Source organism: Paenibacillus sp. CCS19 (assembly GCF_033239625.1).
GTDB lineage: Bacteria > Bacillota > Bacilli > Paenibacillales > Paenibacillaceae > Paenibacillus_T.
In genome coordinates this window covers 30,679-53,142 of the sequence record NZ_BTCK01000025.1, presented here as the reverse complement: position 1 = coordinate 53,142, position 22,464 = coordinate 30,679, and the positions used below count along the sequence as shown (strand labels likewise).

At 54.6% G+C, this 22,464-nt stretch carries 16 protein-coding genes; 7 read left to right on the top strand and 9 right to left on the bottom strand.

Annotation, left to right across the window (positions count from 1 at the left end):
• Window positions 1–151: 151 nt before the first annotated feature.
• On the bottom strand, window positions 152–1,957 hold the full coding sequence (locus SBI19_RS17430; RefSeq protein WP_317970449.1) for an ABC transporter ATP-binding protein: 1,806 nt from the start codon (window positions 1,955–1,957) through the stop codon (window positions 152–154).
• A gap of 403 nt (window positions 1,958–2,360) precedes the next feature.
• Here SBI19_RS17430 and SBI19_RS17425 point away from each other — a divergent pair, with 403 nt between their 5' ends.
• From SBI19_RS17425 to SBI19_RS17415, 3 genes are all read left to right on the top strand, one after another.
• A complete protein-coding gene (locus SBI19_RS17425) occupies window positions 2,361–2,654 on the top strand; it encodes an ArsR/SmtB family transcription factor (RefSeq protein WP_317970447.1) in 294 nt (97 codons plus the stop codon).
• Between the two features lie 75 nt (window positions 2,655–2,729).
• Window positions 2,730–5,276: an FAD-dependent oxidoreductase gene (locus SBI19_RS17420; RefSeq protein ID WP_317970445.1), complete on the top strand. Its 2,547-nt coding sequence runs from the start codon at window positions 2,730–2,732 to the stop codon at window positions 5,274–5,276.
• Between the two features lie 179 nt (window positions 5,277–5,455).
• A complete protein-coding gene (locus SBI19_RS17415) occupies window positions 5,456–6,805 on the top strand; it encodes a WD40/YVTN/BNR-like repeat-containing protein (RefSeq protein ID WP_317970443.1) in 1,350 nt (449 codons plus the stop codon).
• Between the two features lie 352 nt (window positions 6,806–7,157).
• On the opposite strand, the gene SBI19_RS17410 is transcribed toward SBI19_RS17415, so the two are convergent.
• Complete coding sequence (locus tag SBI19_RS17410) at window positions 7,158–8,390, bottom strand: MFS transporter (RefSeq protein ID WP_317970441.1); 1,233 nt, start codon at window positions 8,388–8,390, stop codon at window positions 7,158–7,160.
• Between the two features lie 271 nt (window positions 8,391–8,661).
• On the opposite strand from SBI19_RS17410, the gene SBI19_RS17405 reads away from it, so the two are divergent.
• On the top strand, window positions 8,662–9,684 hold the full coding sequence (locus tag SBI19_RS17405) for an NADH:flavin oxidoreductase/NADH oxidase (RefSeq protein WP_317970439.1): 1,023 nt from the start codon (window positions 8,662–8,664) through the stop codon (window positions 9,682–9,684).
• A 753-nt stretch (window positions 9,685–10,437) separates the two neighbouring features.
• Here the strand turns inward: SBI19_RS17405 and SBI19_RS17400 are convergent.
• Entirely contained in the window at window positions 10,438–11,274 is an 837-nt protein-coding gene (locus SBI19_RS17400; protein ID WP_317970437.1) for an AraC family transcriptional regulator, read from the bottom strand.
• Between the two features lie 283 nt (window positions 11,275–11,557).
• Here SBI19_RS17400 and SBI19_RS17395 point away from each other — a divergent pair, with 283 nt between their 5' ends.
• Window positions 11,558–13,657: a beta-galactosidase gene (locus tag SBI19_RS17395; RefSeq protein ID WP_317970435.1), complete on the top strand. Its 2,100-nt coding sequence runs from the start codon at window positions 11,558–11,560 to the stop codon at window positions 13,655–13,657.
• Window positions 13,658–13,746: 89 nt separating this feature from the next.
• On the opposite strand, the gene SBI19_RS17390 is transcribed toward SBI19_RS17395, so the two are convergent.
• Window positions 13,747–14,250: a CcdC protein domain-containing protein gene (locus SBI19_RS17390; RefSeq protein WP_317970433.1), complete on the bottom strand. Its 504-nt coding sequence runs from the start codon at window positions 14,248–14,250 to the stop codon at window positions 13,747–13,749.
• A 220-nt stretch (window positions 14,251–14,470) separates the two neighbouring features.
• On the opposite strand from SBI19_RS17390, the gene SBI19_RS17385 reads away from it, so the two are divergent.
• Together SBI19_RS17385 and SBI19_RS17380 are read left to right on the top strand one after the other, a co-directional pair.
• Entirely contained in the window at window positions 14,471–15,664 is a 1,194-nt protein-coding gene (locus SBI19_RS17385) for a sensor histidine kinase (protein ID WP_317970431.1), read from the top strand.
• Window positions 15,648–16,322, top strand: a complete 675-nt coding sequence (locus SBI19_RS17380; protein WP_317970429.1) for a response regulator — start codon at window positions 15,648–15,650, stop codon at window positions 16,320–16,322. Before SBI19_RS17385 ends, SBI19_RS17380 begins: the two co-directional genes overlap by 17 nt.
• Before the next feature lie 410 nt (window positions 16,323–16,732).
• Here the strand turns inward: SBI19_RS17380 and SBI19_RS17375 are convergent, their stop codons facing one another.
• The 5 genes from SBI19_RS17375 to SBI19_RS17355 form a co-directional block, all read right to left on the bottom strand.
• A complete protein-coding gene (locus tag SBI19_RS17375) occupies window positions 16,733–17,272 on the bottom strand; it encodes a hypothetical protein (RefSeq protein ID WP_317970427.1) in 540 nt (179 codons plus the stop codon).
• Between the two features lie 215 nt (window positions 17,273–17,487).
• On the bottom strand, window positions 17,488–18,582 hold the full coding sequence (locus SBI19_RS17370) for an ABC transporter substrate-binding protein (RefSeq protein ID WP_317970425.1): 1,095 nt from the start codon (window positions 18,580–18,582) through the stop codon (window positions 17,488–17,490).
• A gap of 275 nt (window positions 18,583–18,857) precedes the next feature.
• Window positions 18,858–19,838 carry a galactofuranose ABC transporter, permease protein YjfF gene (yjfF, locus tag SBI19_RS17365; RefSeq protein WP_317970423.1) on the bottom strand — a complete coding sequence of 327 codons (981 nt, stop codon included), beginning with the start codon at window positions 19,836–19,838 and terminating at the stop codon, window positions 18,858–18,860.
• Complete coding sequence (locus SBI19_RS17360; protein ID WP_317970421.1) at window positions 19,831–20,919, bottom strand: ABC transporter permease; 1,089 nt, start codon at window positions 20,917–20,919, stop codon at window positions 19,831–19,833. The genes yjfF and SBI19_RS17360 overlap by 8 nt, the downstream gene beginning before the upstream one ends.
• Window positions 20,916–22,454, bottom strand: coding sequence for a sugar ABC transporter ATP-binding protein (locus SBI19_RS17355; RefSeq protein WP_317970419.1), 1,539 nt, complete (start codon window positions 22,452–22,454; stop codon window positions 20,916–20,918). The genes SBI19_RS17360 and SBI19_RS17355 overlap by 4 nt, the downstream gene beginning before the upstream one ends.
• Window positions 22,455–22,464 lie beyond the last annotated feature (10 nt).

The window sequence follows — 22,464 nt, the reverse complement described above, 5'->3', positions numbered from 1 at the left end:
AAAGGACCCAGGGGTCCCGTAAAGTTGAGTCTTATTGTTCTTGATTTCAATCTTGAATGTTTGTTGGAATCGAAGCAAGCCTAACAGCCCGCGCAGAGAATGCGCGGGCTGATTTAGTTGGGATGGATGGAAGTCGTCGAACAACGTGGTTCTACAACTGAAGCTGCTTCAAGTTGTAGAATTCGCCCTTGCTTGCCATAAGCTCGTCGAAGCTGCCGACCTCGACGATGCGGCCCTGCTTCATGACGGCGATACGGTCGGCATCGCGGATCGTCGAGAGCCGGTGTGCGACGATGAACGTCGTCCGGCCCTTAATGAGCTGCTGCATCGCCTTCTGCACATGATGCTCCGACTGGTTGTCGAGCGCAGAGGTCGCTTCGTCCAGAATGATGACGCGCGGATCGCGGATCAGCGCGCGAGCAATCGCAATGCGTTGGCGCTGGCCGCCGGACAACTTGCCGCCGTGCTCGCCGACCATCGTATCGAGGCCGTCCGGCAGTCGTTCGATCATTTCGGTCAGGTTCGCCATTTCGACGACGTGCCGTACTTGTTCGTCTGTAATATCGCGCAGACCGTACGTAATATTGTCCCGAATCGAGCCGGAGAAGAGGATCGTCGTCTGCGGCACGACCGACAGACGCTTCCGATAAGTCGTTAGATCAATCGCCGTCAGGTCCAACCCATCAACTAGCACTTGACCCGATGTTGGCATTAAGAAGCCCGTCACCAGATTGAGGACCGTCGACTTGCCTGCACCTGACTCCCCTACGAATGCTATGCATTCGCCTTCGCGAACATCAAGCGTAACGCCATCAAGCACATGATGCTCATTGCCCGGATAAGCAAGCTTCACGTCTCGGAATGTGAAGGAGCCTGCTACGTCGGGTAGCTTCAGCTTGCCCGTATTGTCCTCGATCTCAGGCGAACGAAGAATTTCACGAATGGAGTGAATCGACTCAAAGCCCTTCGCAATGTTCGGGTACACATTCAACAGCGCTGTAATCGAGCCGAGAATCATACTGAAGAAGCCCTGATACATCACGACGTCGCCGACTGGAATATCGCCTTTGTAAGCGAGATAAATCGTGAACAACAAGCAGCACACTTGGAACAGCTGAAACAGCACCCAGTTCGAAGAACCGAAGAACGCCTCCATGATGTCGAGCCGGTAGCCCTTGCCCTGCAGCTTGCGGAGCGTAGAGTCCATACGGTCGATCTCGACCTTCTCCAACCCGTGCGCACGCGTAACCGGGATCATCTCCACCATCTCCGATACGCGCGAGGACATTTGTTCGATTTCGCGGCGGAAATCTTTGTTCGTGCTGCGGATTTTGCGGCGGAATAAGTAAATGATCAGAACCGATGCCGGAATGGTCATCAGGAAGAACATCGACACCGTCCAGCTGTTGCGCGCAGTCAGCACGAAGGCGATGATGACGTTAATGATCGAAGGCAGAAAAGAAAGCATCAACTGCTTCGACAACCCTTCGATCGCTTCCGCATCGCGAAGCACCTTGGATTGCAGCTTCCCCGCCTGAAGCTCGCGGTGGTAGTTAATCGACAGCTGCTGCAGCTTGCGCACGAGCGCGCTCCGCAGTCCAGCCTCTACATGCCGGACAGCGCGGCTCATGAACGATATGTAGTAATGTTGGGTCGGAATGTTCTGGATGATCGATATGCCGAGCACAATAAAGTTGATCCACAGCTCCTTCGTCGAGTGCGCCGATGGAGTCGTCGCAATATTGATCATGTTCGCCGTAACGATCGGCAGTACGAATACCGGCGAATGCTTGATCATGAAGAACACGAGCGAGATCGCCAGGTAGCGCAGATTGCCTTTGTACAAGGTGAATAAAAATCGGAGCGGACTCTGGCTCTGCTCCTTCGCCGCAGCTTCGAACGTATGCTCATAATCGACGGTTGGCGCTAACGGATTGGCTGCCGCAAGTTTGCTCATGCTGCATCTATCCTTTCCTCTGTACATGGCCTGGATGTACATGCACATTAATCCCAGTTAAGAAACCAGAACTAATCGTATGGGAAACGATGCTCGCTGTAAATGGCTGCGGAGAGCTGCAGCGGGGCATATAGCCGCATATCCGCCCGTATGAACGCTTCCTCAGCTTTAAATAAACGATTATGGCACGATTTCACACGATTAAGTGAAGTGTAATGTGTTTTACAACATTTTGGACAAGTCAAGCTGTCCGCCTGCATCAACCTCCTGCGGATAAAAGTGTTATTAAACACTCAACGAAAAAAGTTGTTATACAAATCGTTATATCTTAATATTACGATATAACGATTTTCGGAAGATCTGACACAACAGTAAAACAATCCATCTGGAGGTGCAGCTTCTATTGGAACCGGAATTTCAGCAGTACTACGAAACGGCTGAGCTGCTTAAGGCGCTCGCACACCCCGTTAGACTGTGCATTGTGAACGGATTGCTCGACAAGGGGCTATGCAATGTGTCCTATATGCAGCAATGCTTGTCACTGCCGCAGTCCACGGTTTCACAGCATCTAGCCAAGCTGCGTACAGCAGGGATCATCGAGGCGGAACGCGCAGGACTTGAAGTTCACTATCGCATTAAGAATGAACGGATCCGGAAGCTGATTCAGGCGCTCGCCGTCCCTTCGGCTGAAGCATAACGAATGAGGCAAGCTCGATCAGACGGTCGAATGCATGCGCCTCGAACCCAAACACACAACCATCAGGAGGACATCATGACTAAAACGCAACGTGTTGTTATCGTTGGCGGCGTTGCAGGAGGCGCTTCAGCTGCTGCCCGGCTGCGCCGATTGGATGAGCAAGCCGAGATTATTATGTTGGAGAAGGGCGAGCATATCTCGTTCGCGAACTGCGGCCTGCCCTATCATATCGGCGGTACGATTCAAGATCGCAATAAACTGCTCGTACAGACGCCGAAGGCGATGCGCCAGCGGTTCGGCATCGACGTACGCACCGAAAGTGAAGCAACGGCAATCAATACGGCGAAAAGCGAAGTCACGGTACGCCAAGCGGACGGATCGACTTATGCACTGAGCTACGATTCGCTCGTGCTGTCACCAGGTGCCAAGCCGCGCCGCCCGTCAATTGAAGGACTAGACAATTGCCGCAGCGTCTATTCGCTCCGCAGCCTGCGCGACATGGATCGAATTATGCTCCATCTGGATTCGAATCCGCAACAGCGTGCGGTTGTCATCGGCGGCGGCTTCATTGGCGTAGAAACGGCCGAGAATCTTCGCGATCGCGGAATCGACGTGACGCTTGTGCAATCCGGACCCCATATCCTTGCACCTTTTGACTCGGAGATGGCCGTACTGCTTGAGCAGGAAATGGAGCATCGCGGCATTGCGCTCGAATTGAACGCATCCGTAGCACGCATGCGCGAACAAGACAATGAAGAAATCGTGCTGACGTTAACCGACGGCACCGAACTTCGCGCAGGCATCGTGCTGCTCGCAGCAGGCGTGAAACCTGATACAAGCTTCCTTGCAGGAAGCGGCATTAACCTTGGCGCGGACGGACATATCCTGGTCGATCATCAGATGCGGACGAACGTTGCGAATGTGTATGCAGTAGGCGATGCCGTGATGACGACTCATCGAATTACCGGACAGCATACTGCCATTCCGCTTGCAGGCCCTGCGAACAAACAAGGCCGCATCGTAGCGGACGTCATTAGCGGATTGCCGACGACTTATAAAGGTACGCAAGGCACGTCCATCATCAAAGTGTTCGAGCTGACAGGCGCATCGACCGGCCTGAATGCACGCGAGCTGAATCGGCTCGGCATTCCGTTCCATGCGGTACATCTGCATCCGCAGCCTCATGCGTCCTACTACCCTGGCGGCTCGCCGATGTCGCTGAAGCTGTTGTTCCGGCAGGACGGGCGCGTGCTTGGCGCGCAAGCTGTCGGCTACAGCGGCGTCGATAAGCGGATCGATGTCATCGCAACGATCATTCGTCTCGGCGGTTCCGTATCGGATCTGACCGAGCTGGAGCTGGCGTATGCACCGCCATACTCTTCTGCGAAGGACCCTGTCAATATGGCTGGCTATATGGCGGAAAATGTACTGAACGGCATGACAGACGTCTATCATACCGAGCACCTGACACAACGTGATCCTGCATCGACGATGCTGATTGACGTACGAACGCCTCTCGAATTCGGCAACGGCACGATTCCGGGAGCGCTCAACATTCCGGTGGACGAGCTTCGCGATCGACTCGGCGAGCTCGATGCGAGCAAGACGATATGGGTATTTTGCCAAGTAGGTCTGCGTGGTTATACAGCTTCGCGCATTCTCGCGCAACACGGCTTCCGCGTACGCAATCTGTCTGGCGGCTATCGGACGTACAAGGCGACGCTGTTCAAGCCGCAGAAGCCGGGCATCGTTAAGGCTTCCAACACGACAAGCAGCAGCGGAAATACACAACTCAACAGCAAGAGCAATTCAACAGAGAAAGGTGCAGGACTCATCATGGTGAACGGAACTTCGGCTGCTGCGAAGCCGGCAGTCACGACTGCTGCTATCGAGAAGCTGGACGCATGCGGGCTGTGCTGCCCTGGTCCGCTCATTCAGGTGAAAGAACGCATCGACCGGCTTGCCGAAGGCAGTACGCTAGAAGTGACGGCCACAGATCCCGGCTTTTATGAGGATATTCGCGCGTGGTCCGAAATGACGGGCAACAAGCTTGTGGACATTCGGAAAGAAGCTGGTACAATCCATGCTGCGATTCGCAAAGGAACAGGCGCTGGAGGAGCAGTATCGGCGGGGATCCCAGCAGCTGCAGACAAGGACGGCGCAACGTTCATCGTATTCGACGGCAGTCTCGATAAAGCGATCGCCTCCTTCATTCTCGCGAACGGAGCAGCCGCGGCAGGCAAACGCGTGACGATGTTCTTTACGTTCTGGGGGCTGAACATGCTGCGCAAATCGTCGCCGCCATCGGTGAAGAAGACGATCGTGGAGCGGATGTTCGGCTGGATGATGCCGCGCGGCTCGAAGAAGCTCCCGCTCTCCACCATGCAAATGATGGGCATCGGACCGAAGATGATCCGTGCCGTTATGAAGAGCAAAAACATCGCCTCGCTTGAAGAGCTGATGGAATCCGCGAAGCGCCAAGGCGTCGAAATCGTCGCATGTCAGATGTCGATGGACGTTATGGGCATCAAGCAAGAGGAATTGATCGACGGCATCACGGTCGGCGGCGTCGGCTATTACCTCGGACAAGCGAATAAGGCAGGCACGAACTTGTTCATTTAATGAATTTCATACAATTGGTTCACCATAGGAGCAGCCGCGCTGCTCCTTTTCTCATGCTTCCGTAAACTGGATGCATGCTTTTGACCTATTTTGCTGTCACAGGCGCAACCCTTCACTGCGCATTGTCGTCTATGTGCGTAAATAGCTTTTTATTACGGCTTGTGAAAAAGGTGGTACGCATGATGAAAATGAAACGAGCATTCCGCACATCGCTGTTGTCATTGACCATCGCCCTGTCGCTAATTGTATCGGCTTGCTCCAATAATGGAGGAGCTGCTAATCCTTCTGCTCCCGACTCCAACTCGCCAGGTACGGTGCAGGAGCAGCCGTCCAACGGACAGTCGGATGGCACAACAAACGGAGATGGCTCTTCCAATGCCATTGATGACGAAGGTTCATCGAATGGCGCAACGGAAGGTCATCCGTCAGGTACAACGAACCCCTCTACCCCATCGGAATCATCCGGAACGGGGAACAGCACTTCGCCTGACAAGACAGCTACTCCCGTCTCCACAGCCGCTTCGATTACTGAAGTAACCGCGTTGCGGCTTGCGGACGCGAAGACGGGTTGGATCGGCGGCAGCGGACAGATTGCTTGGACCAAAGATGGCGGTTCGCATTGGCAGCTGCAATATCGCGGTTCGGCTAAAGTGAAGCAAATCTTCGCGCTGAACGCTTCCAAAGTGTGGGCTGTGCTTGGCGCTGACGAGAACAAATCATGGCGCATCATCCGCTCGGCGGATGGCGGCGCGCATTGGAAAGACGCGGGCACCGTTCCAAGCGGATCTTTCCTTCATTTTACGAGCGATAAAGTAGGATTTGCCGGCAGGTATATGACGAAGGATGGCGGCGCGACTTGGACGAAGCTTGGCGTACCAAGCTCGCTCATCGGCGAGGTTTATTATCATGACGCCGCTAACGGCTGGGCTGTGCAGTCCGCGAATGGCAAATACAACTTCCTCCGTACGTCAGACGGCGGCGCAACGTGGAAGACGGTCATGTCGCGCAAGAGCGAAGTTACGCCAACGGGCAGCGTTATCCGTTCCGCAGGCAAGAATGACGCTTGGATCGAGCTGATCGGCGCCTCCGGCATGACGCAGACCTCATATGCGCTGTTCCATACGACAGACGGCGGCGCGAAATGGCTGCCTGCCATTGTCCATAATACGGCTGGCGCCGGTCCGGCTCCAGGCTTCACGAATGAGGATACGAGCTACTTCGGCGGTACGAGTGGCGGGCCTGGCGAGCTGTACGTTGTCAATTCGCAGACGGCGTTCATGGGCGGACGATGCATGGCTTGCGACAACGCGAACTCCATTATGGAGACGACCGATGGCGGCAAGAGCTGGTCGGTGCGCAAGACGGAATTCGCAGGCTACGGCCAGCAGCTGATTGCTGCTGCAGACGCCAAGCATGCATGGCTGATCACGAATGACTATACTTCGTCGTCTGTCCTGTACACAACAGCCGACGGCGGCAAAAAGTTCAGCACCATTCATACGTTCGCGAAGCCGAAGACAGTGCAGTGAAAGGTTGCGTAACGAATCGTTCCCGTCCGGGTTCGAAATCGACACTGCTATGATCTACCTCAATGTGTGCCATTGTATTCTGTGCAACAGAATCAGCGGCTGGGGTTGTTGGCCGATGCTCCAGCTGCATTTTGTACAACAGGAACTAGGTATTTTATCGAAAATAGGCTGTTCCCATCCACTGTAGCGGTTTTCTGTTGTACGAAGTGCAATGAAGTTAGGTTTAACGTCGTTCCATAGGGTCTCCCATTGTATAAAGTGCAATGGGGCCGAATGGAACGCAAATTAAAACGTCCGCATATGGCTCTTCGAGAGCTCTATGCGGACGTTTTATTATTTTTAAAACCTATGATTAAGCTCTACCACGGTCACGCGGCAGCAGGAACGCTAGGAATCCAAGCAGCGGCAGGAAGCTTGCGAAGTTCATCATATCGGCGCGGCCCATCATAAGCGACAGCTTACCAAGTGCGACAGCGCCGACCGCCCCCATGCCGAAGGCAAGGCCCGTGATCAATCCTGAAGCCATGCCGATATTGCCTGGCAGCAGCTGTTGCGCGTAGACAACGGTGACGGAGAAACCGGATTGAAGAATGAGACCCGTTATGAATATTACCGGATAAATCCAGAATTGCGGAAGATGCGGCAAAATAAGTGCGAATGGCGCAGCGCCGGCTACGGACAACACGATCATTTTCTTCAGACCGATCTTATCTGCCAGCACCCCGCCGAAGAACGTACCGATAACGCCAGCCGCCATATACAAGAAGACTGGGATCTGAGCCGCTTTCTTGGACAGACCGTATTCATCCTCGGCGAAGAATTGATAAAAAGTCGTAATGCCTGAGAAGTACCACGACCGTGCGAACACGATCAACACAAGCAGCGTCAGCGCAATGATTACCTTTTGTTTCGTTGGAGCAAGCGAGGAAACAACGGAAGCCGGAGCCCCGCCGCCAGTCCTGCGCTGCGGTCTGCCGTGCAGATTCAACTGCGTTCGATACCAGGGCGCTACGCGCGCTAGAAGCACAATGGCGATTGCAGCTATGACCGTCCCCCATATCGCCCCGTGCTGTCCGAGCGGTATGAAGATGAAGATCGTCATAAGAGGCGCAAGCATTTGGCCGAAGTTGCCCCCGACCTGATAGATCGACTGCGCCAATCCCTTGCGTCCGCCTGCGGCAAAATGCACCACCCGCGAACCTTCCGGATGGAATACGGCAGAGCCAAGACCTATCAATACAACGCCGCCGAGCAGCGTCCAGAAACTTGGCGCGTAAGCAAGAATAATCATGCCGACAAAGCTAAGCCCCATTGCGATCGGCAGCATGAACGGCATCGGCCTGCGATCCGAGAACTGGCCGACCAGCGGTTGCATGACGGACGATGTCATATTAAGCGTGAACACGATCCATCCTAGCTGGATATCATTGAGTGTCAGTGAATCTTTAATAACAGGGAATAATGCCGTTACAACCGCCTGCATCGCATCGTTCAACAGATGGGACGCGCTGATCGCGAGCAAAATCGAATAAACCGTGGCAGTGCCAATCGACCGTATTCGGCCGGCATCGGCGGTATGTGCCATGTGCAACATCTCCTTGTTTGTCAGTCCTATAGGCTGCAAGATTAGGTACGTTCGTACGATCCCTTTGCTTTCTATGGACAATAGCACAGGTACGAGGCGCTGACAACCATTATAAGCCAAGCAAAGCTAACGTAAAGATCTATACACCTAAAAATTTATCGGTCATAATGGAATTGAGAATACCTTATCCGAGGCTTCTCGGAGATGGTTGAACGGATTAAGATAAAATTGTCACTCCCAAAACAAACAATATATGGAGGTATTCCATACAATGACGCTTTCCCTTGCAACACCTTTTGAGCTGGGCGGACTGAAGCTGAACAATCGTATTGTTATGCCGCCCATGTGCCAATATTCCGCAGTAGGCAAAGATGGCATGCCGACCGATTGGCACTATGTTCATTACGTATCCCGCGCTGTCGGCGGCACAGGCCTTATTATTATCGAAATGACCAATATCGAGCCGGACGGCCGCATTAGCGATCAATGCCTCGGCCTCTGGTCGGACGAGCATATTCCGGCTTTCGCTCGTATGATCGAGGGCATGCAGAAGCATGGCTCGAAGGTATCCATTCAGATTGCCCATGCCGGACGTAAATCGACCTGTGCAGAAGTGCCGGTCAGCTCTTCCAATCAAGCTTTCAGCGAGCAATACAAGCAGCCGCGCGCGTTGACGACGGATGAGGTTAAGCGAATGGTTGAGAAATACCGCGATGCCGCTGTCCGCGCCGTCCAAGCCGGCGTAGACTCGATTCAACTGCACGGCGCGCACGGCTATCTCATTCACCAGTTCCACTCGCCGAGCATTAACAACCGGACGGATGAATACGGCGATGATCCAACCCGCTTCGGCGTTGAAGTCATCCAAGCCGTACGCAGCGCCATTCCATCGGGCATGAACCTGCAAATCCGTGTATCCGCAGTCGATTACGGCGTTGGCGGATATGATGTGGATTATGGCATCGAGGTTTGCCGCAAATATGCCGCAGCAGGCGTCGACCTGCTAGATATCTCGACCGGAGGCGGCGTGTCCGTCAATGCGCTCCCACCGAACATCGGCCCAGGCTACCAGCTTCCGGTCGCCCGTGCGGTCAAACAAGCGGTAGACGTTCCGATCATCGCCGTCGGTCTGCTCGACGAACCGAAGCTTGCGCACGCCGCCCTTGTGAACGGCGACTGCGACCTGGTCGCAGTCGGACGCGGAATGCTCCGCGACCCATACTGGGCGCTGCATGCCTTGCAGGCAACCGGCATGAAGCCGGCGCCGCCGAAGGCGTACGAACGCGGATACTGAGGGCACCCGCCTAATACCTCCCTATAGGGAGGTTTCAAAGGAGGCCCCTTGGACCCCATTTTTTTTAGCCAAAACCTAATTCACACACCTTTAAAACCAGCTTTTCTACCCACCCAAACCCTCCCTGCTAGGGAGGGCCCCAAAGGGCTTGTGCCCTCTGGACTCCTCACAAGGACGCTTTCTAGGACTGGACAGCTCGTATGCCCGCATTTGCCGCTCCAGCGACAAAGCTATTGTTCGAATGTATCTAGATACGGTCTATCGTCCGCATACCATTTCGTTCGCAGCACAAGTCACCGCCCATTCAAGGCACATTTGATTATCTGCAATACTTCAGAGGTTAAGATAGCCCTTCGGGCTTTGTGCGAGCATTTAAGTATGTGGGTTCAAACAGAAACAAGCGTTGCTCTGGCAACGCTTGTTTCTGTTTCTATGAAAGTTCCGTGAGCGGAGGATTTCTGACGCGAGCGATCATTCCCCTAAAAAAAGGGGGACAGATCAGCGCCTGCTTCAGCGGAGAGGGCAGAATCATTCTGGAGAAGCGTCAGCGTTTGCCTTTGTCACTCGGATTGTTACCACTTCTGAATTTATATAATCAGAACAATCCGAGGACAACAGCAATCGTAAGAATGATCTGCCATCGGAGCGGTCGAGTAATCTTCATCTTCATCTTCATCTTTATCTTTATCTTTATCTTTCTCTTTTATCTTTATCTTTATCTTCATCTTCAGCTAACTACTGCCTTATGTTCAACTACCGACCGCTATCGAACAAACGTCGGTACTGGTCCGGCGTCATCCCTTCCGCTTCACGAAATTTGCGTATGAAATAGCTGCTCTGTCCAAAACCTGCCTCGATCGCAATCTGCTTGACCGGTCGGCTCGTGGACAACAGCATCCGCTTCGCCTCGGTCACTCGGCTCTCGGTAAGGAACTCCACCGGCGTCTTTCCCGTCGTCTGCCGAAACAGCCTGCAGAAGTGTGCCGTGCTATAGCCGGACGATTCCGCCAGCTCCGCAATCGTCAGCGGCTCGACGCATCGTGTGCGGATCAGCTCCGCTGCGGCACGAATGCGCTCCTGCGCGCTTCGCAGCAGCGGATTATCGAGGCCGACGCCATGCTCCCGTATCGTGAGCAGCAGCTCATACAGCAGCGCCGATATATGCGCCTCGTCCTCCTTGGTCGATTCCTTGCATGCTTCCTTCAGCTGTTCGAACAGACGCTTCAGCTTGTCCACCGCAGTGAACGAGAACAGCCATACGTCCTCCCCGTCCCGCAGCAGCTCCGCCCAAGGCATCGCCTCATAATGCACCCAATGGATATCCCATGGATTCGCAGCAGCGGCTCCATATTGTTGAGCGGCGCCCGGACGGTACAGAAATCCCTCTCCTTCACGCAGCGTATATCGCTTGCCCCGATAGTCGAGCCAACCTTCGCCGTTGAAGATAAGATGCAGATTATAATAACCGAATTGTCCGCTCTGACGCTCGCATACATGATGCGGCGCCTCCGCAAAATGTCCGACCGATTCCGGATAACACACATAACTCGGCTGGAACGGCCGGCGCATAAACAGATGCTCCCAGATCATGACCGCCTCGTCTCTCCTCTCCTTCTCGATGTCCTTATTATTCGCTGCTATTATAACTGCGTTAGCGATAACCGAAGATTGCGCATTACAAATCAACTTCGTTATACAAATATCAAAATCGTACTATTTCATCGTCTTTACTCAATTTCTATAATAAAGTTAAACGCATCTCAATAGCAAAATAATAATATCGACCCAATTGTATGCTTACGATGCAAGCATTTTGCTTACAAGCAGCATTATCGAAGAGGAACGCAACTTACTTTTAGGAGGATGACACAACATGGAGAAAGCGCTGCATACCCGCAATGTACTGCTTGGCGTCTGCTACTATCCTGAGCATTGGCCGCAGACGATGTGGGAAGACGACTTCCGCCGCATGAAGGAGCTTGGACTCCAATACGTTCGTATGGCCGAATTCGGCTGGGCATTGATGGAGCCCGAAGAAGGTGTATTTGATTTCTCGGTGTTTGACCGTGCTTTCGACCTTGCGCACCGACATGGCTTGAACATCATTGTCGGTACGCCGACGGCGACGCCGCCTGCATGGCTGACCCACCGTTACCCCGATACGCTGAATGCGCAGGCGAATGGTATTTCCTATGAGCATGGATCGCGCCGCCATTATACGTATAATTCGTCCAAATTCCGTGAGCTCTCCGCGCGAATCGTTCAACGGATGGCGGAGCACTTCGCAGACCATCCCGGCATCGTCGGATGGCAGCTCGACAACGAGTTCAACTGCGAAGTGAGCGAGTTCTACTCGGCGGCCGATCATGCGGCTTTCCGCGAGTGGCTGCAAGCCAAGTACGGCACGCTGGCCGCACTCAACGAGGCTTGGGGCACCGTGTTCTGGAGCCAGACCTATACCGCATGGGAGCAGGTGCATCTGACGCGCAACGTGCCGAGCGACAGCCCGAACCCGCATTTGAAGCTGGATGAGAAGCGCTTCTTCTCCGACAGCGTCATCTCCTACGCGCAAATGCAGGCCGACATCGTTCGAGCAGCAGCACCGCGGCATTGGGTAACGACGAACGGCCTGTTCGGTCATCTCGATTCGCACAAGCTCACGGACGACATGCTGGATTTCTTCTCGTACGACAGCTATCCGATGTTCGGACGCACGTTTCCCGATGGCGGAGACAATCCGCTGCTCGATCGACGTTTCAGCATGTCGCTCTCTAACGTACGCTCCATCTCGCCGAACTTTTGCATCATGGAGCAGCAGTCCGGCCCCGGAGGCTGGGTGAACCGAATCGAGCAGCCATCGCCGAAGCCTGGCCAGCTCCGACTGTGGACGTACCAATCGATCGCGAACGGCGCTGATCTGGTCGTCTACTTCCGCTGGCGCACAGCTACCTTCGGCACGGAGATGTACTGGCACGGCCTGCACAACTGGGACAACCGTCCGAATCGCCGCACGCGCGAGGTCGAACGGATCGCCGAGGAGCTGCGACGCGCTGGACAAGCGATTGCGGGCAGCCGTTATGAGGCGGATGTCGCCATTCTGCGCGACTACGATAACGAATGGGACGGCGAGTTCGACAAGTGGCATGGCGGCTATGATTGGACGAGTACACTCGCTTGGTTCAAACGGCTGCAGCGCCGCCACATCCCTAGCGACATGCTGTTCCTGAATGAGCAGACGACGCTGGAGCAATTGAACCGATATGAGACGCTGGTCTACCCGCATCCAACGATTATGCGGGAGGAAACCGCTAAGCTGCTTGAAGCTTACGTGCAGGGCGGCGGCAGTCTCATCATCGGCTGTCGCAGCGGCTACAAGGACGAGACCGGACGCTGCCGGATGACGCCGATGCCTGGACCGCTCGCTCCGTTGTGCGGCGTTACGGTAGAAGACTTCACCCGCGCGGAGCCGGATGGCAGCAGCCCTAGCTTCACGCTGTCGACTGAGGCGTTCGATACGTTCGCGGCCTTCTCCTCGAACGGTTTTGCCGAGACGCTCGCTGTCACCTCGGCGAACGCAGAGGTGCTCGGTCGTTACGACGACAGCAGCTACATGTCAGGCGAACCTGCACTCGTCGAGAACCGCACCGGCGAAGGCCGTACCATCTACTTCGGCGGCGTCTTCTCGGATGCGCTCGTCGATCAATTGATCGATCGGCTCAACATCGCTTCACCTGCTGCCAGCCTGCTGGAGCTGCCAGAAGAAATCGAGCTCACGGTACGCAGCCAAGACAAGCCGATGTTCGAAGGTCAGTCGAACGGACTGCGCATCCATTTCCTGCTGAACTACAGCAATCGACCAGCAGCAATTACCGTTCACTGCGGCGCAACCGATTTATTGACCGGGAACCGCTTCGCTGTCGGCACAGCAGAGATCGAACCATACGCAGCGCTTGCGCTCGTATTCGACGAGTAATCATCCTTTCATACCGTCTATCCCGACGGACAACAAAGCCCCGCCCCTCCTGCACATCGACAGGAAAGGACGGGGCTGTTTTATTTTGACTAAGAATGTGCGGGCACTCGCTTGCTCTTGCTCATAAGCAGTGCATAATAAACGACATAATAAGCGAACATGATAAGCATAAGACCAGATGCCCAATGACTGTTCCCTGCGGCAAAATTAAAGCTCTGTCGATCGACGTCCGACATGGTCATCATTTCGTACAATCGATAGGCAAAACGGCCAACGAACAGCACCGTCACAACACCGCCGTTCCAAGCGTTCGCTTTGTAATATAGCTCATTGCCTCGCCGCTCGAACACAGTCATCGAAGCCCCTGCAACCCCCAACGCCGCGCCAACTAGAATACCTAGAATATCCGAGACGATGCTTACCGTATTGAACCCGCTCCCGGTCATGAAAATAACGCCGACCACCGCCAGCAGAACGATGCGGACAGTCATCCTCTTCACTCGAATCTCGCTCCACGAGAAGTTTCTGCGCACCCGCCGAACAATCCGAAACCCGACCAGACATACAATTAACAAAATAATAATTTGCTGCATCTATATTGCCTCCCTTAAGATTGTCATCGACATCGAGCACGTATCCATCATATCGCGAAGCGGCTTGTCCGATCGACCAACGGCAGATAGAACCTGAAGATTCACTCTCTATATCTCCAGATAGATATGAACCGCCCTCTCCTCAACTGAATTGCACAGGGCCATCTCACACCGCTACAATAAACGTACATAAAGGCACCACGTTTCGGAGGATACAGCTATGGTTAACATGGATCGACGTTATAATATCCGCGCCGCAGCGGGCGCGATAATGATCGGGATATTAATGCATATGAACGATTTCTTCAGTGGCTCTCCACTCAAGATCGCGCTAAACCTTCTCATCTACGCAACGTTCATCAGCCGCTTCCTGCTGCGGGATTTCTGGCGGACGACTCGCATGTCGGTCTTGTTCGTCGTACTGGCGCTTCTAGAAACTGGGGCCGGCATCATCTGGTTCGACGAGAACGTCCTTATATATTTTCTTGCTGTCATTATCGTTACAACTGCCGTCAGACTGTCCCTCGCGCCCAAGCGTGTTCCGCTGCTCGCCACGATGGTTGCGGTCGCGGGGGTATATGCCGCATTTGGTCATGTCAATGTGTTGAGCTTCTCCTCCTTCGTTATTATCACCATATTCTTCTATATCAACGTCCAGAGCCGACGACAGCGCGACGCGATCTTCGAGGAGAACAAACGCAACTTGATCGAGCTGCAGGAAGCTTATACCCATCTGCAGGAGGCTTCGGTGACATCCATGCGCAACGCCGTGTTGGACGAACGCACACGCATTGCCCGCGACATACACGATGCGGTTGGACACAGCCTAACTTCCTTGATCGTACAAATGCAGGCGCTCCGCTATATGATCGCCAAAGATCCTGCGCAAGCAGAGCAATCGCTGTCAGGCATGTTAGAGGTCGCGCGCCAAGGCTTGCAGGACATCCGAACTTCCGTCCATTCGCTTGCCGATGACCGATCGGTATCCGGACTTGCACCGCTTCGTGCACTGCTCGTTCGTATGGAGGCGACGACGGGGATAACGTATCATTTTCATACTGAAGGACTAGAGGAAGAGATCGCGGCAGCTGATGCCACGCTGCTCTTCAGCATTATGCAGGAGGCCGTCACCAATATGGTGCGCCACGCGAAGGCGACCCATGTCGATGTGCATATCGGGCAGGAAGCCGAGCATATTGCGCTTCATATTCGAGATAATGGTCAGGCGCTTGCAGGAGAAGACGTACAAGAGGGCTTCGGTTTGAAAATGATGCGGGCAAGACTCGAGGAAGGCGGCGGATGCTTAACGGTCGGTGCCGTGGAACCGCATGGATTCGAGATTATCGCGCTGCTGCCTAGCAGTCACATCGCAATCGAAACGGAGGCTCGACACACCTATGACAACGGGTCGTAAAATCAAAGTGCTCCTGGTCGACGATCAGACGATGATCCGCCAAGGGTTCAGCTATATTATCAATCTCCAGGACGATATGGAGATTGTCGGCGAAGCAGCCGACGGCAAGGAGGCCGTCGAGCAGGCGCTGGCGCTTCGCCCCGACATCATTCTGATGGATATCCAGATGCCGAACATGACAGGCATCGAGGCGTCGCAAGCGATCATTAAGCAGCTGCCCAGCGTCCGAATCGTCATCCTGACGACGTTCAACGATCCGGACTATATTTATGAGGTCATCCGATCTGGCGCAGTCGGTTATCTGCTCAAGGATGCGGACGTAGAGGATATGCTGGAGGCGGTACGCTCCGCCTATCGCGGCGAAGCGGTGTATCGGACGGATCTGGCGGCAGATGCGCTGTCTCGCGCAATCTCATCCTCTTATTTGATCCCCAATGCGGTTGGCGGCGACGCGCCGCTGCTGGAGCCGCTGACGGAGCGCGAGCAAGAGATTCTGCAGGAAATGGAGTATGGTCTGCGCAACGACCGCATCGCTCAGAAGCTGTTCATTAGCGAAGGCACAGTTAAGTCGCATGTTCACCGCATCCTGCACAAATTCGGCTGCGAGGATCGAACGCAGGTCGTCGTGACGGCGTTGCGGCGGGGTATGGTGAAGTAGAGGGGCTTATCAATCGAATTTGTATCGACTGCCGCATTGCTATTCTTTCGTGGTGTTTTGAAACTGACCATTTGAGGATACCTGCAATCGTGCAGGCATTTACATATGAAGCTGCCAAATTCAGCCGATTACCTGCAAATGTGCAGCAATCAGCTCAACTACGCCGCTCTAACGTCTATTGCGAGCACAAAAGGCTGTACTTCTGCAGTCTTCTCAAAAAGAGTAACTTATCATTAAGCGATTCCGGCGGAATTGCAGGAATCGTTTGACGGAGCTCGTGGTAGAAGTTATAGGAGCGGAAGTGACTGTAAGCTGGCAAGATGAGAAGTCTCAGCTCGCTGAAAGACAACAATCCCTGACGCCGCGTCCTCGCAGCATCAGGGATTTCGTTTCTTCACGATAAGTGAAGATTAGTATTTGCGATAGTCGTCCTCGTCGCCCGTTGACTTCTGCAGCAGCACCATCAGTCCGCCCAGCACGATAAGCGAAGCGGTCAGTCCTTGCAGCCCATTGAATGGCGCAATTGCAGTAATCGACAGCAATGCGAAGAAGATAACTGCCGCGCCGCCGAGCACGAATACCGGAAGCAGCAGCCAGAAGCCGCGATACCCGAACAGGTAGAACTCGAACAAACCGAAGGCAACGGCGAGCAAGAAGCCCGGCCATACGGTCGCCCATGCGTCGAACAGCATGCCCGCTTGGCACGTCAAGCCGGTGACGAGCAGGACGCCGCCTGGAATGAGCAGGCCTGCTGCAGGCTTCGATCTTTTGTACAAATACGCCACGTGGAAGAAGATGCCCAGCGGCAGAATGAACAGCGTCGGCCAGAAGTAAGTGATAATGCTGCCGCCATTGGCATACGAACGCCCGTCCGTCGACTGCGCCTGAATGAGCAGCCAGATGATGCCCGCTGCAACGGCTATCACACCGTAGTTGCGCCGCATTGTCATTAGGTTATCCTCCTAAATGTAAATGAAATGGAACCTCACTGACGCTAGCGTACCACCGACACTTGGCCGTGTAAATGACTCTGGACCAAAACCCGACCTAAGTCGGGAACCGTCTCAGTCCTCAGACAAAACGCCTCAGTCCGCACGACCGAGCGCTGCTCCTCTATTAGGATGAATCTGCCTTCTCAGCGTGTATTCGCCCCCGCCTCCAGCCATCAGTACTGCCGATTGTCCACTTCATCCTTGGCCATCGTCTCGGTGAAGACGCTCTCCGGCGTCGAGATCCGCTTCGGCAGCTGCCGGCCTTCGGCCAGCTCCTTGACCGCCTGCATCAGAATCGGACCAAGCAGCGGATTGCACTCGACGATGCAGTTGATTTTACCTAAGGCCATCTGCTCGAAGCCCGCCTTCGTGCCGTCCACCGATATAATAATGATGTCCTTCCCAGGGCGCAGCCCATACTCTTCAATCGCTTCGACCGCACCCAGCGCCATGTCGTCATTGTGCGCGTAGAGCACTTTGATGTTCGCGCCTTCCTCCTCGAGGAAACGGCGCATCGTCTCCTTGCCCTTCTCGAACGTGAAGTCTGCCGCTTCGCTCCGAAGCAGCACAACGTTCGCATCCTTCTTGTCCAGTTGATCTCGGAAGCCCTTGCCCCGTTCGATCGACGGCGACGAGCCCTCCGTCCCTCTCAGCTCGACTAGTCCGACGGGACCGGACATGCCGCGTATTTTGTCCACGAGATATTTGCCCGCCTTCTGCCCTTCCTCGTAGAAGTCCGAGCCAATGAACGATACATACAGAGAAGGGTCGCTTACATTCGCATTCCGGTCGGAGATGATAACAGGAATGCCCGCATCCTTCGCTTCCTTCAGCACCGGCTCCCAACCCGTCTCGATGACCGGCGCAATCGCAATGACGTCTACCTTGCGCTTGATGAATGAGCGCACCGCTTCAATCTGCTTCTGCTGCGACTGCTCGGCATTGTCGAATAAAAGCTCGATGCCCGCTTCGGCGGCAGCTTCCTGAATCGATCTTGTATTCGCATTTCGCCAGTCGCTCTCCGTGCCAAGCTGCGAGAAGCCAAGCACAAGCGGCCGCTGCGCGGCAGGCGGAGTCGGATCACCCGTGTCCGAGAGACCGCTCGGCTGCAGCACGGCTGTATCTGCAACCTTATCTGCAGTCTCGATCCCGCTTGACTTGGAATCGCTGCTCTGACAGCCTGCAAGCACGGGCAGCAATATAAACAACGCAGCAAGCATCATGAACGGAAAACGCGCACGCAGCGCAGGCAACGCCATGTTTCTCATGATGAATCCTCCAAAAAGCAATTTGCTTTCTTCTTCGATATTAATCCTTACAAGCAAATTGCTTACTACGTAAGCACATACTTAGCAATTTGCTTTCTTCTTTGAAATTACCACCTGCAAGCAAATTGCTCGCTTCGTAAGCATATGTCTTTACATTCCAGCGGCGGACGATGCTGGGCACCGTCCGCCGTGTAAACCACTGCCTATATCGTTCGCTTCTCTCTCTATTAATTCCTGCACTTCTATTACAAGTTAAAATAGTTCGGTTTTCGGATTTAAGCCATCTTCTCCACGCTGCCGCTCTTGCGATCGCTGCGCATCGTGAACAAGCGCTGCAGCACGATGAAAGCAAACAGCAGAATGCCGATAATGATGCGCGTCCACCACGAGCTGAGCGTGCCTTGGAACACGATGAGCGTCTGAATGACGCCATAGATCATGACGCCTGCGAAGGTGCCGAACACGTAGCCGACACCACCGGTCAGCAGCGTGCCGCCGATGACGGCTGCGGCAATTGCATCCAGCTCCAGTCCTACCGCATGCAGGCCATAACCGGACAGCATGTAGAACGTGAAGACGACACCGCCCATCGCGGAGCAGAAGCCGCTGAACATGTACACCATGATCTTCGTACGAGCGACTGGCAATCCCATCAGGAGAGCCGACTGTTCGCTGCCGCCAATCGCATAAGTCGACCGGCCGAACCGCGTATAATGCGCAATATAAATCGCGAGCACGAGCACGACGAGCGCAATAATGACGCTTGGCGAAATGAAGTAATCGCCGAAGCTGATTTTCGTCTGCGCCATCTTGGTATAGAACCCGTTATCGATCGTAATCGTATTGATGCTGATCACGTAGCACAGGCCCCGCGCAAGGAACATCCCCGCAAGGGTAACGATGAACGGTTGAATTTTGAAATAATGAATGAGCGCTCCCATTGCTGCGCCGAACAGCGAACCGACTGCCAGCACGAACGGAATGACCGCCCAGGCAGGCCATCCGCCCTGCTGCAGCAAGCCTGCAGACATCATCGTCGTCAGCGCGACCATCGATCCGACCGATAAGTCGATGCCTCCAGAGATGATGACGAACGTCATCCCGATCGCAACGATCAGCAGGAACGCGTTATCGATGAGCAGATTGAACAATACTTGCACGGAGAAAAAGCCGGTATAACGGAACGAGCCCATCATGAACATGAGAATGAACAGCGCGATTGTGGCCGCCACCGGCAGATGCTGTCGCTTAAGCATGGCGCGTTACCTCCCGCTCTGCTGGATAACGACGTGTCTTCCAACGACTGATTATAGCTTTACGGAATGGTTCCGACTGAATAAGGCACACCGCGAGCACAACGACCGCCTTCACGACGAGCGTTACCTCAGGCTTGACGCCAACCGAGTAGATCGTCGTCGTCAACGTCTGAATCATGAGAGCGCCGACGATGGTGCCGGTCAAATAAAACCGCCCTCCAACCAGCGATGTACCGCCGATAACGACGGCAAGAATCGCATCCAACTCAATCCACAAGCCCGCATTGTTGCCGTCCGCGCTCGCTACGTTGCCGCTCAGAATCAATCCTGCGACGCCTGCGCACAAACCGCAGAACATGTACACGATGATCATAACCGTTTTCGCCCGAATGCCGGCTAAGCGGCTTGCTTCCGGGTTGCAGCCGACCGATTCAATGTACAAGCCAAGCGCCGTACGGCGGGTCAGCAGCGCTGAGATCGCGAATACGATCGCTACGAGGAAGATCGAGAATGGCAGTCCCGCGAGCGAGCCCGCTCCGATATATTGATACGGCGTACTCGACACCGTAATGATTTGCCCGTCTGTAATAAGCTGCGCGATGCCGCGTCCCGCTACCATCAGAATGAGCGTCGCAATAATCGGCTGAATGCCAGTTAAGGATACGAGCAATCCGTTCCATATGCCAAGCAGCAGCGACAACACGAGCGCCATTACAACGGCGTAGATGACGAGGGATAGCGCGTTCTGATCACTTCCTTGGCTGATCATCTGGCATGCGAGCGCTCCTGCGATCGCCACCACCGAACCGACCGACAGATCGATGCCGCGCGTGGCGATAACCGTCGTCATGCCGACCGCGACGATCATAAGCGGCGCTCCGAAGTTCAGAATATCAATGAGGCTGCCGTACAGATGCCCTTCTCGGACAACGATCTTGAAGAACGACGGCGAGTAGAACAAATTGAATAACAACAGTGCGATCCATAATGCCATCGGCCAGAACAAATGATGCTTGTATACTCGGTTCATCCAGCTCGACTTGCTGCCTGACGAATAACGTTCTTTCGGTTCCGCGGTCATGCGCCTTCACCTCCTGCGATTGCTTTCATGATGCGCTGCTCATCCATCTCGTCTTTTCCGATTTCTTCCACCTTCACCCGATCGCGCAGGACAGCGATTCGATCGCTGACGCGCAGCACTTCCTCAAGCTCGGACGATACATACAGCACTGACATGCCTTCCTCGCGGGACAACGTCAGCACGAGACGCTGAATCTCCGCCTTGGCACCGATATCAATCCCTCGCGTTGGTTCATCCAATATGAGCAGCTTCGGCTGCGTCAGCAGCCATCTGCCGAGAATGACCTTCTGCTGGTTGCCGCCGCTTAGATTCTTCACCAGTTGTTCCGGGTTCGGCGGATGAATGTTAAGCGTCTTGATATACTCTTCTGCGATCTCATTCTGCCGCTTGCGCGAAATCGTCTTGAACCATCCGCGCGTCGCCTGCAGCGCCACGACAATGTTCTCCCGCACAGTCAGATCTTCAATAATCCCTTCCGTCTTCCGGTTCTCAGGACAGAAAGCCAAGCCCGCATCAATAGCGCCGCGCGGCGACTGCACGCCACCCTTGCCGGCGCCTTCAATATGCAGCTTGCCTTGATCGGCCCGATCCGCGCCATACAACAGACGCGCAAGCTCCGTTCGGCCAGAGCCGAGAAGACCGGCAAGACCAATCACTTCGCCGCGCCCGATCGACAGATCGAACGGCTCGATCGCGCCTTTGCGACCAAGTCCGCTTGCTTCTACAATCGCAGTCTGAGCATCCGATGCACGCAATTCGCCTGCCGTCTTCGGCAGTTCGTCCAGCATGGTCAGCTCCTTGCCGATCATGCGGGATACAAGCTCAAGCCGCGGCAGCTCGGAAGCCTTGTACTCTGCAATCAGTTCCCCGCCTCGCAGAATCGTGATCCGATCGGATATTTCATACACTTGATCGATGAAGTGCGTAACGAACAGAATCGCCATTCCTTCGCTGCGCAGCTTGCGTACGACCTCGAACAGACGCGCTACCTCACCCCGGTCCAAGCTGGAGGTTGGCTCATCGAGGATCAACACTCTCGCCTGAATATCAATCGCTCGCGCGATAGCGACCAGCTGCTGAATCGCGACCGGGTATTCGCTGAGCGGCAGCGTCACGTCGACGCGAAGATGGAGCCGCTCTTCGAGCAGCTGCGCGGCGCGGCGGTTCATTTCTTTCCACTGGATTCGGCCGAAGCGGCGCGGCTCGCGGCCGATATAAATATTTTCCGCAACGGACAGGTTCGTACATAGATTGACCTCTTGATACACGGTGCTAATGCCGGCCGCCTGCGCCTCCTGCGGGCTGTGCACGACGAGCCGTTTTCCTTCCATCTCAACCGTGCCCTCGTCGATCGAATAGACGCCCGTCAACACCTTAATAAGCGTCGACTTGCCGGCGCCATTCTCGCCCATCAGCGCATGTACTTCCCCGGGAAATAATCGAAAATCAACGCCGGACAACGCCCTTACGCCGGGAAACCGCTTATGAATGTTCGTCAGCTTCAGTACAGGCTCTGCCCCCGTATGCTGTGCCATCGTTGCTCCT

Coding starts and splice junctions, on each gene's coding strand:
- SBI19_RS17380 (WP_317970429.1), top strand. CDS start 15,648: ATGACAACGGGTCGTAAAATCAAAGTGCTCCTGGTCGACGATCAGACG.
- SBI19_RS17415 (WP_317970443.1), top strand. CDS start 5,456: ATGATGAAAATGAAACGAGCATTCCGCACATCGCTGTTGTCATTGACC.
- SBI19_RS17375 (WP_317970427.1), bottom strand. CDS start 17,272: ATGACAATGCGGCGCAACTACGGTGTGATAGCCGTTGCAGCGGGCATC.
- SBI19_RS17390 (WP_317970433.1), bottom strand. CDS start 14,250: ATGCAGCAAATTATTATTTTGTTAATTGTATGTCTGGTCGGGTTTCGG.
- SBI19_RS17395 (WP_317970435.1), top strand. CDS start 11,558: ATGGAGAAAGCGCTGCATACCCGCAATGTACTGCTTGGCGTCTGCTAC.
- SBI19_RS17355 (WP_317970419.1), bottom strand. CDS start 22,454: ATGGCACAGCATACGGGGGCAGAGCCTGTACTGAAGCTGACGAACATT.
- SBI19_RS17410 (WP_317970441.1), bottom strand. CDS start 8,390: ATGGCACATACCGCCGATGCCGGCCGAATACGGTCGATTGGCACTGCC.
- SBI19_RS17420 (WP_317970445.1), top strand. CDS start 2,730: ATGACTAAAACGCAACGTGTTGTTATCGTTGGCGGCGTTGCAGGAGGC.
- SBI19_RS17405 (WP_317970439.1), top strand. CDS start 8,662: ATGACGCTTTCCCTTGCAACACCTTTTGAGCTGGGCGGACTGAAGCTG.
- SBI19_RS17370 (WP_317970425.1), bottom strand. CDS start 18,582: ATGAGAAACATGGCGTTGCCTGCGCTGCGTGCGCGTTTTCCGTTCATG.
- yjfF (WP_317970423.1), bottom strand. CDS start 19,838: ATGCTTAAGCGACAGCATCTGCCGGTGGCGGCCACAATCGCGCTGTTC.
- SBI19_RS17385 (WP_317970431.1), top strand. CDS start 14,471: ATGGTTAACATGGATCGACGTTATAATATCCGCGCCGCAGCGGGCGCG.
- SBI19_RS17400 (WP_317970437.1), bottom strand. CDS start 11,274: ATGATCTGGGAGCATCTGTTTATGCGCCGGCCGTTCCAGCCGAGTTAT.
- SBI19_RS17360 (WP_317970421.1), bottom strand. CDS start 20,919: ATGACCGCGGAACCGAAAGAACGTTATTCGTCAGGCAGCAAGTCGAGC.
- SBI19_RS17430 (WP_317970449.1), bottom strand. CDS start 1,957: ATGAGCAAACTTGCGGCAGCCAATCCGTTAGCGCCAACCGTCGATTAT.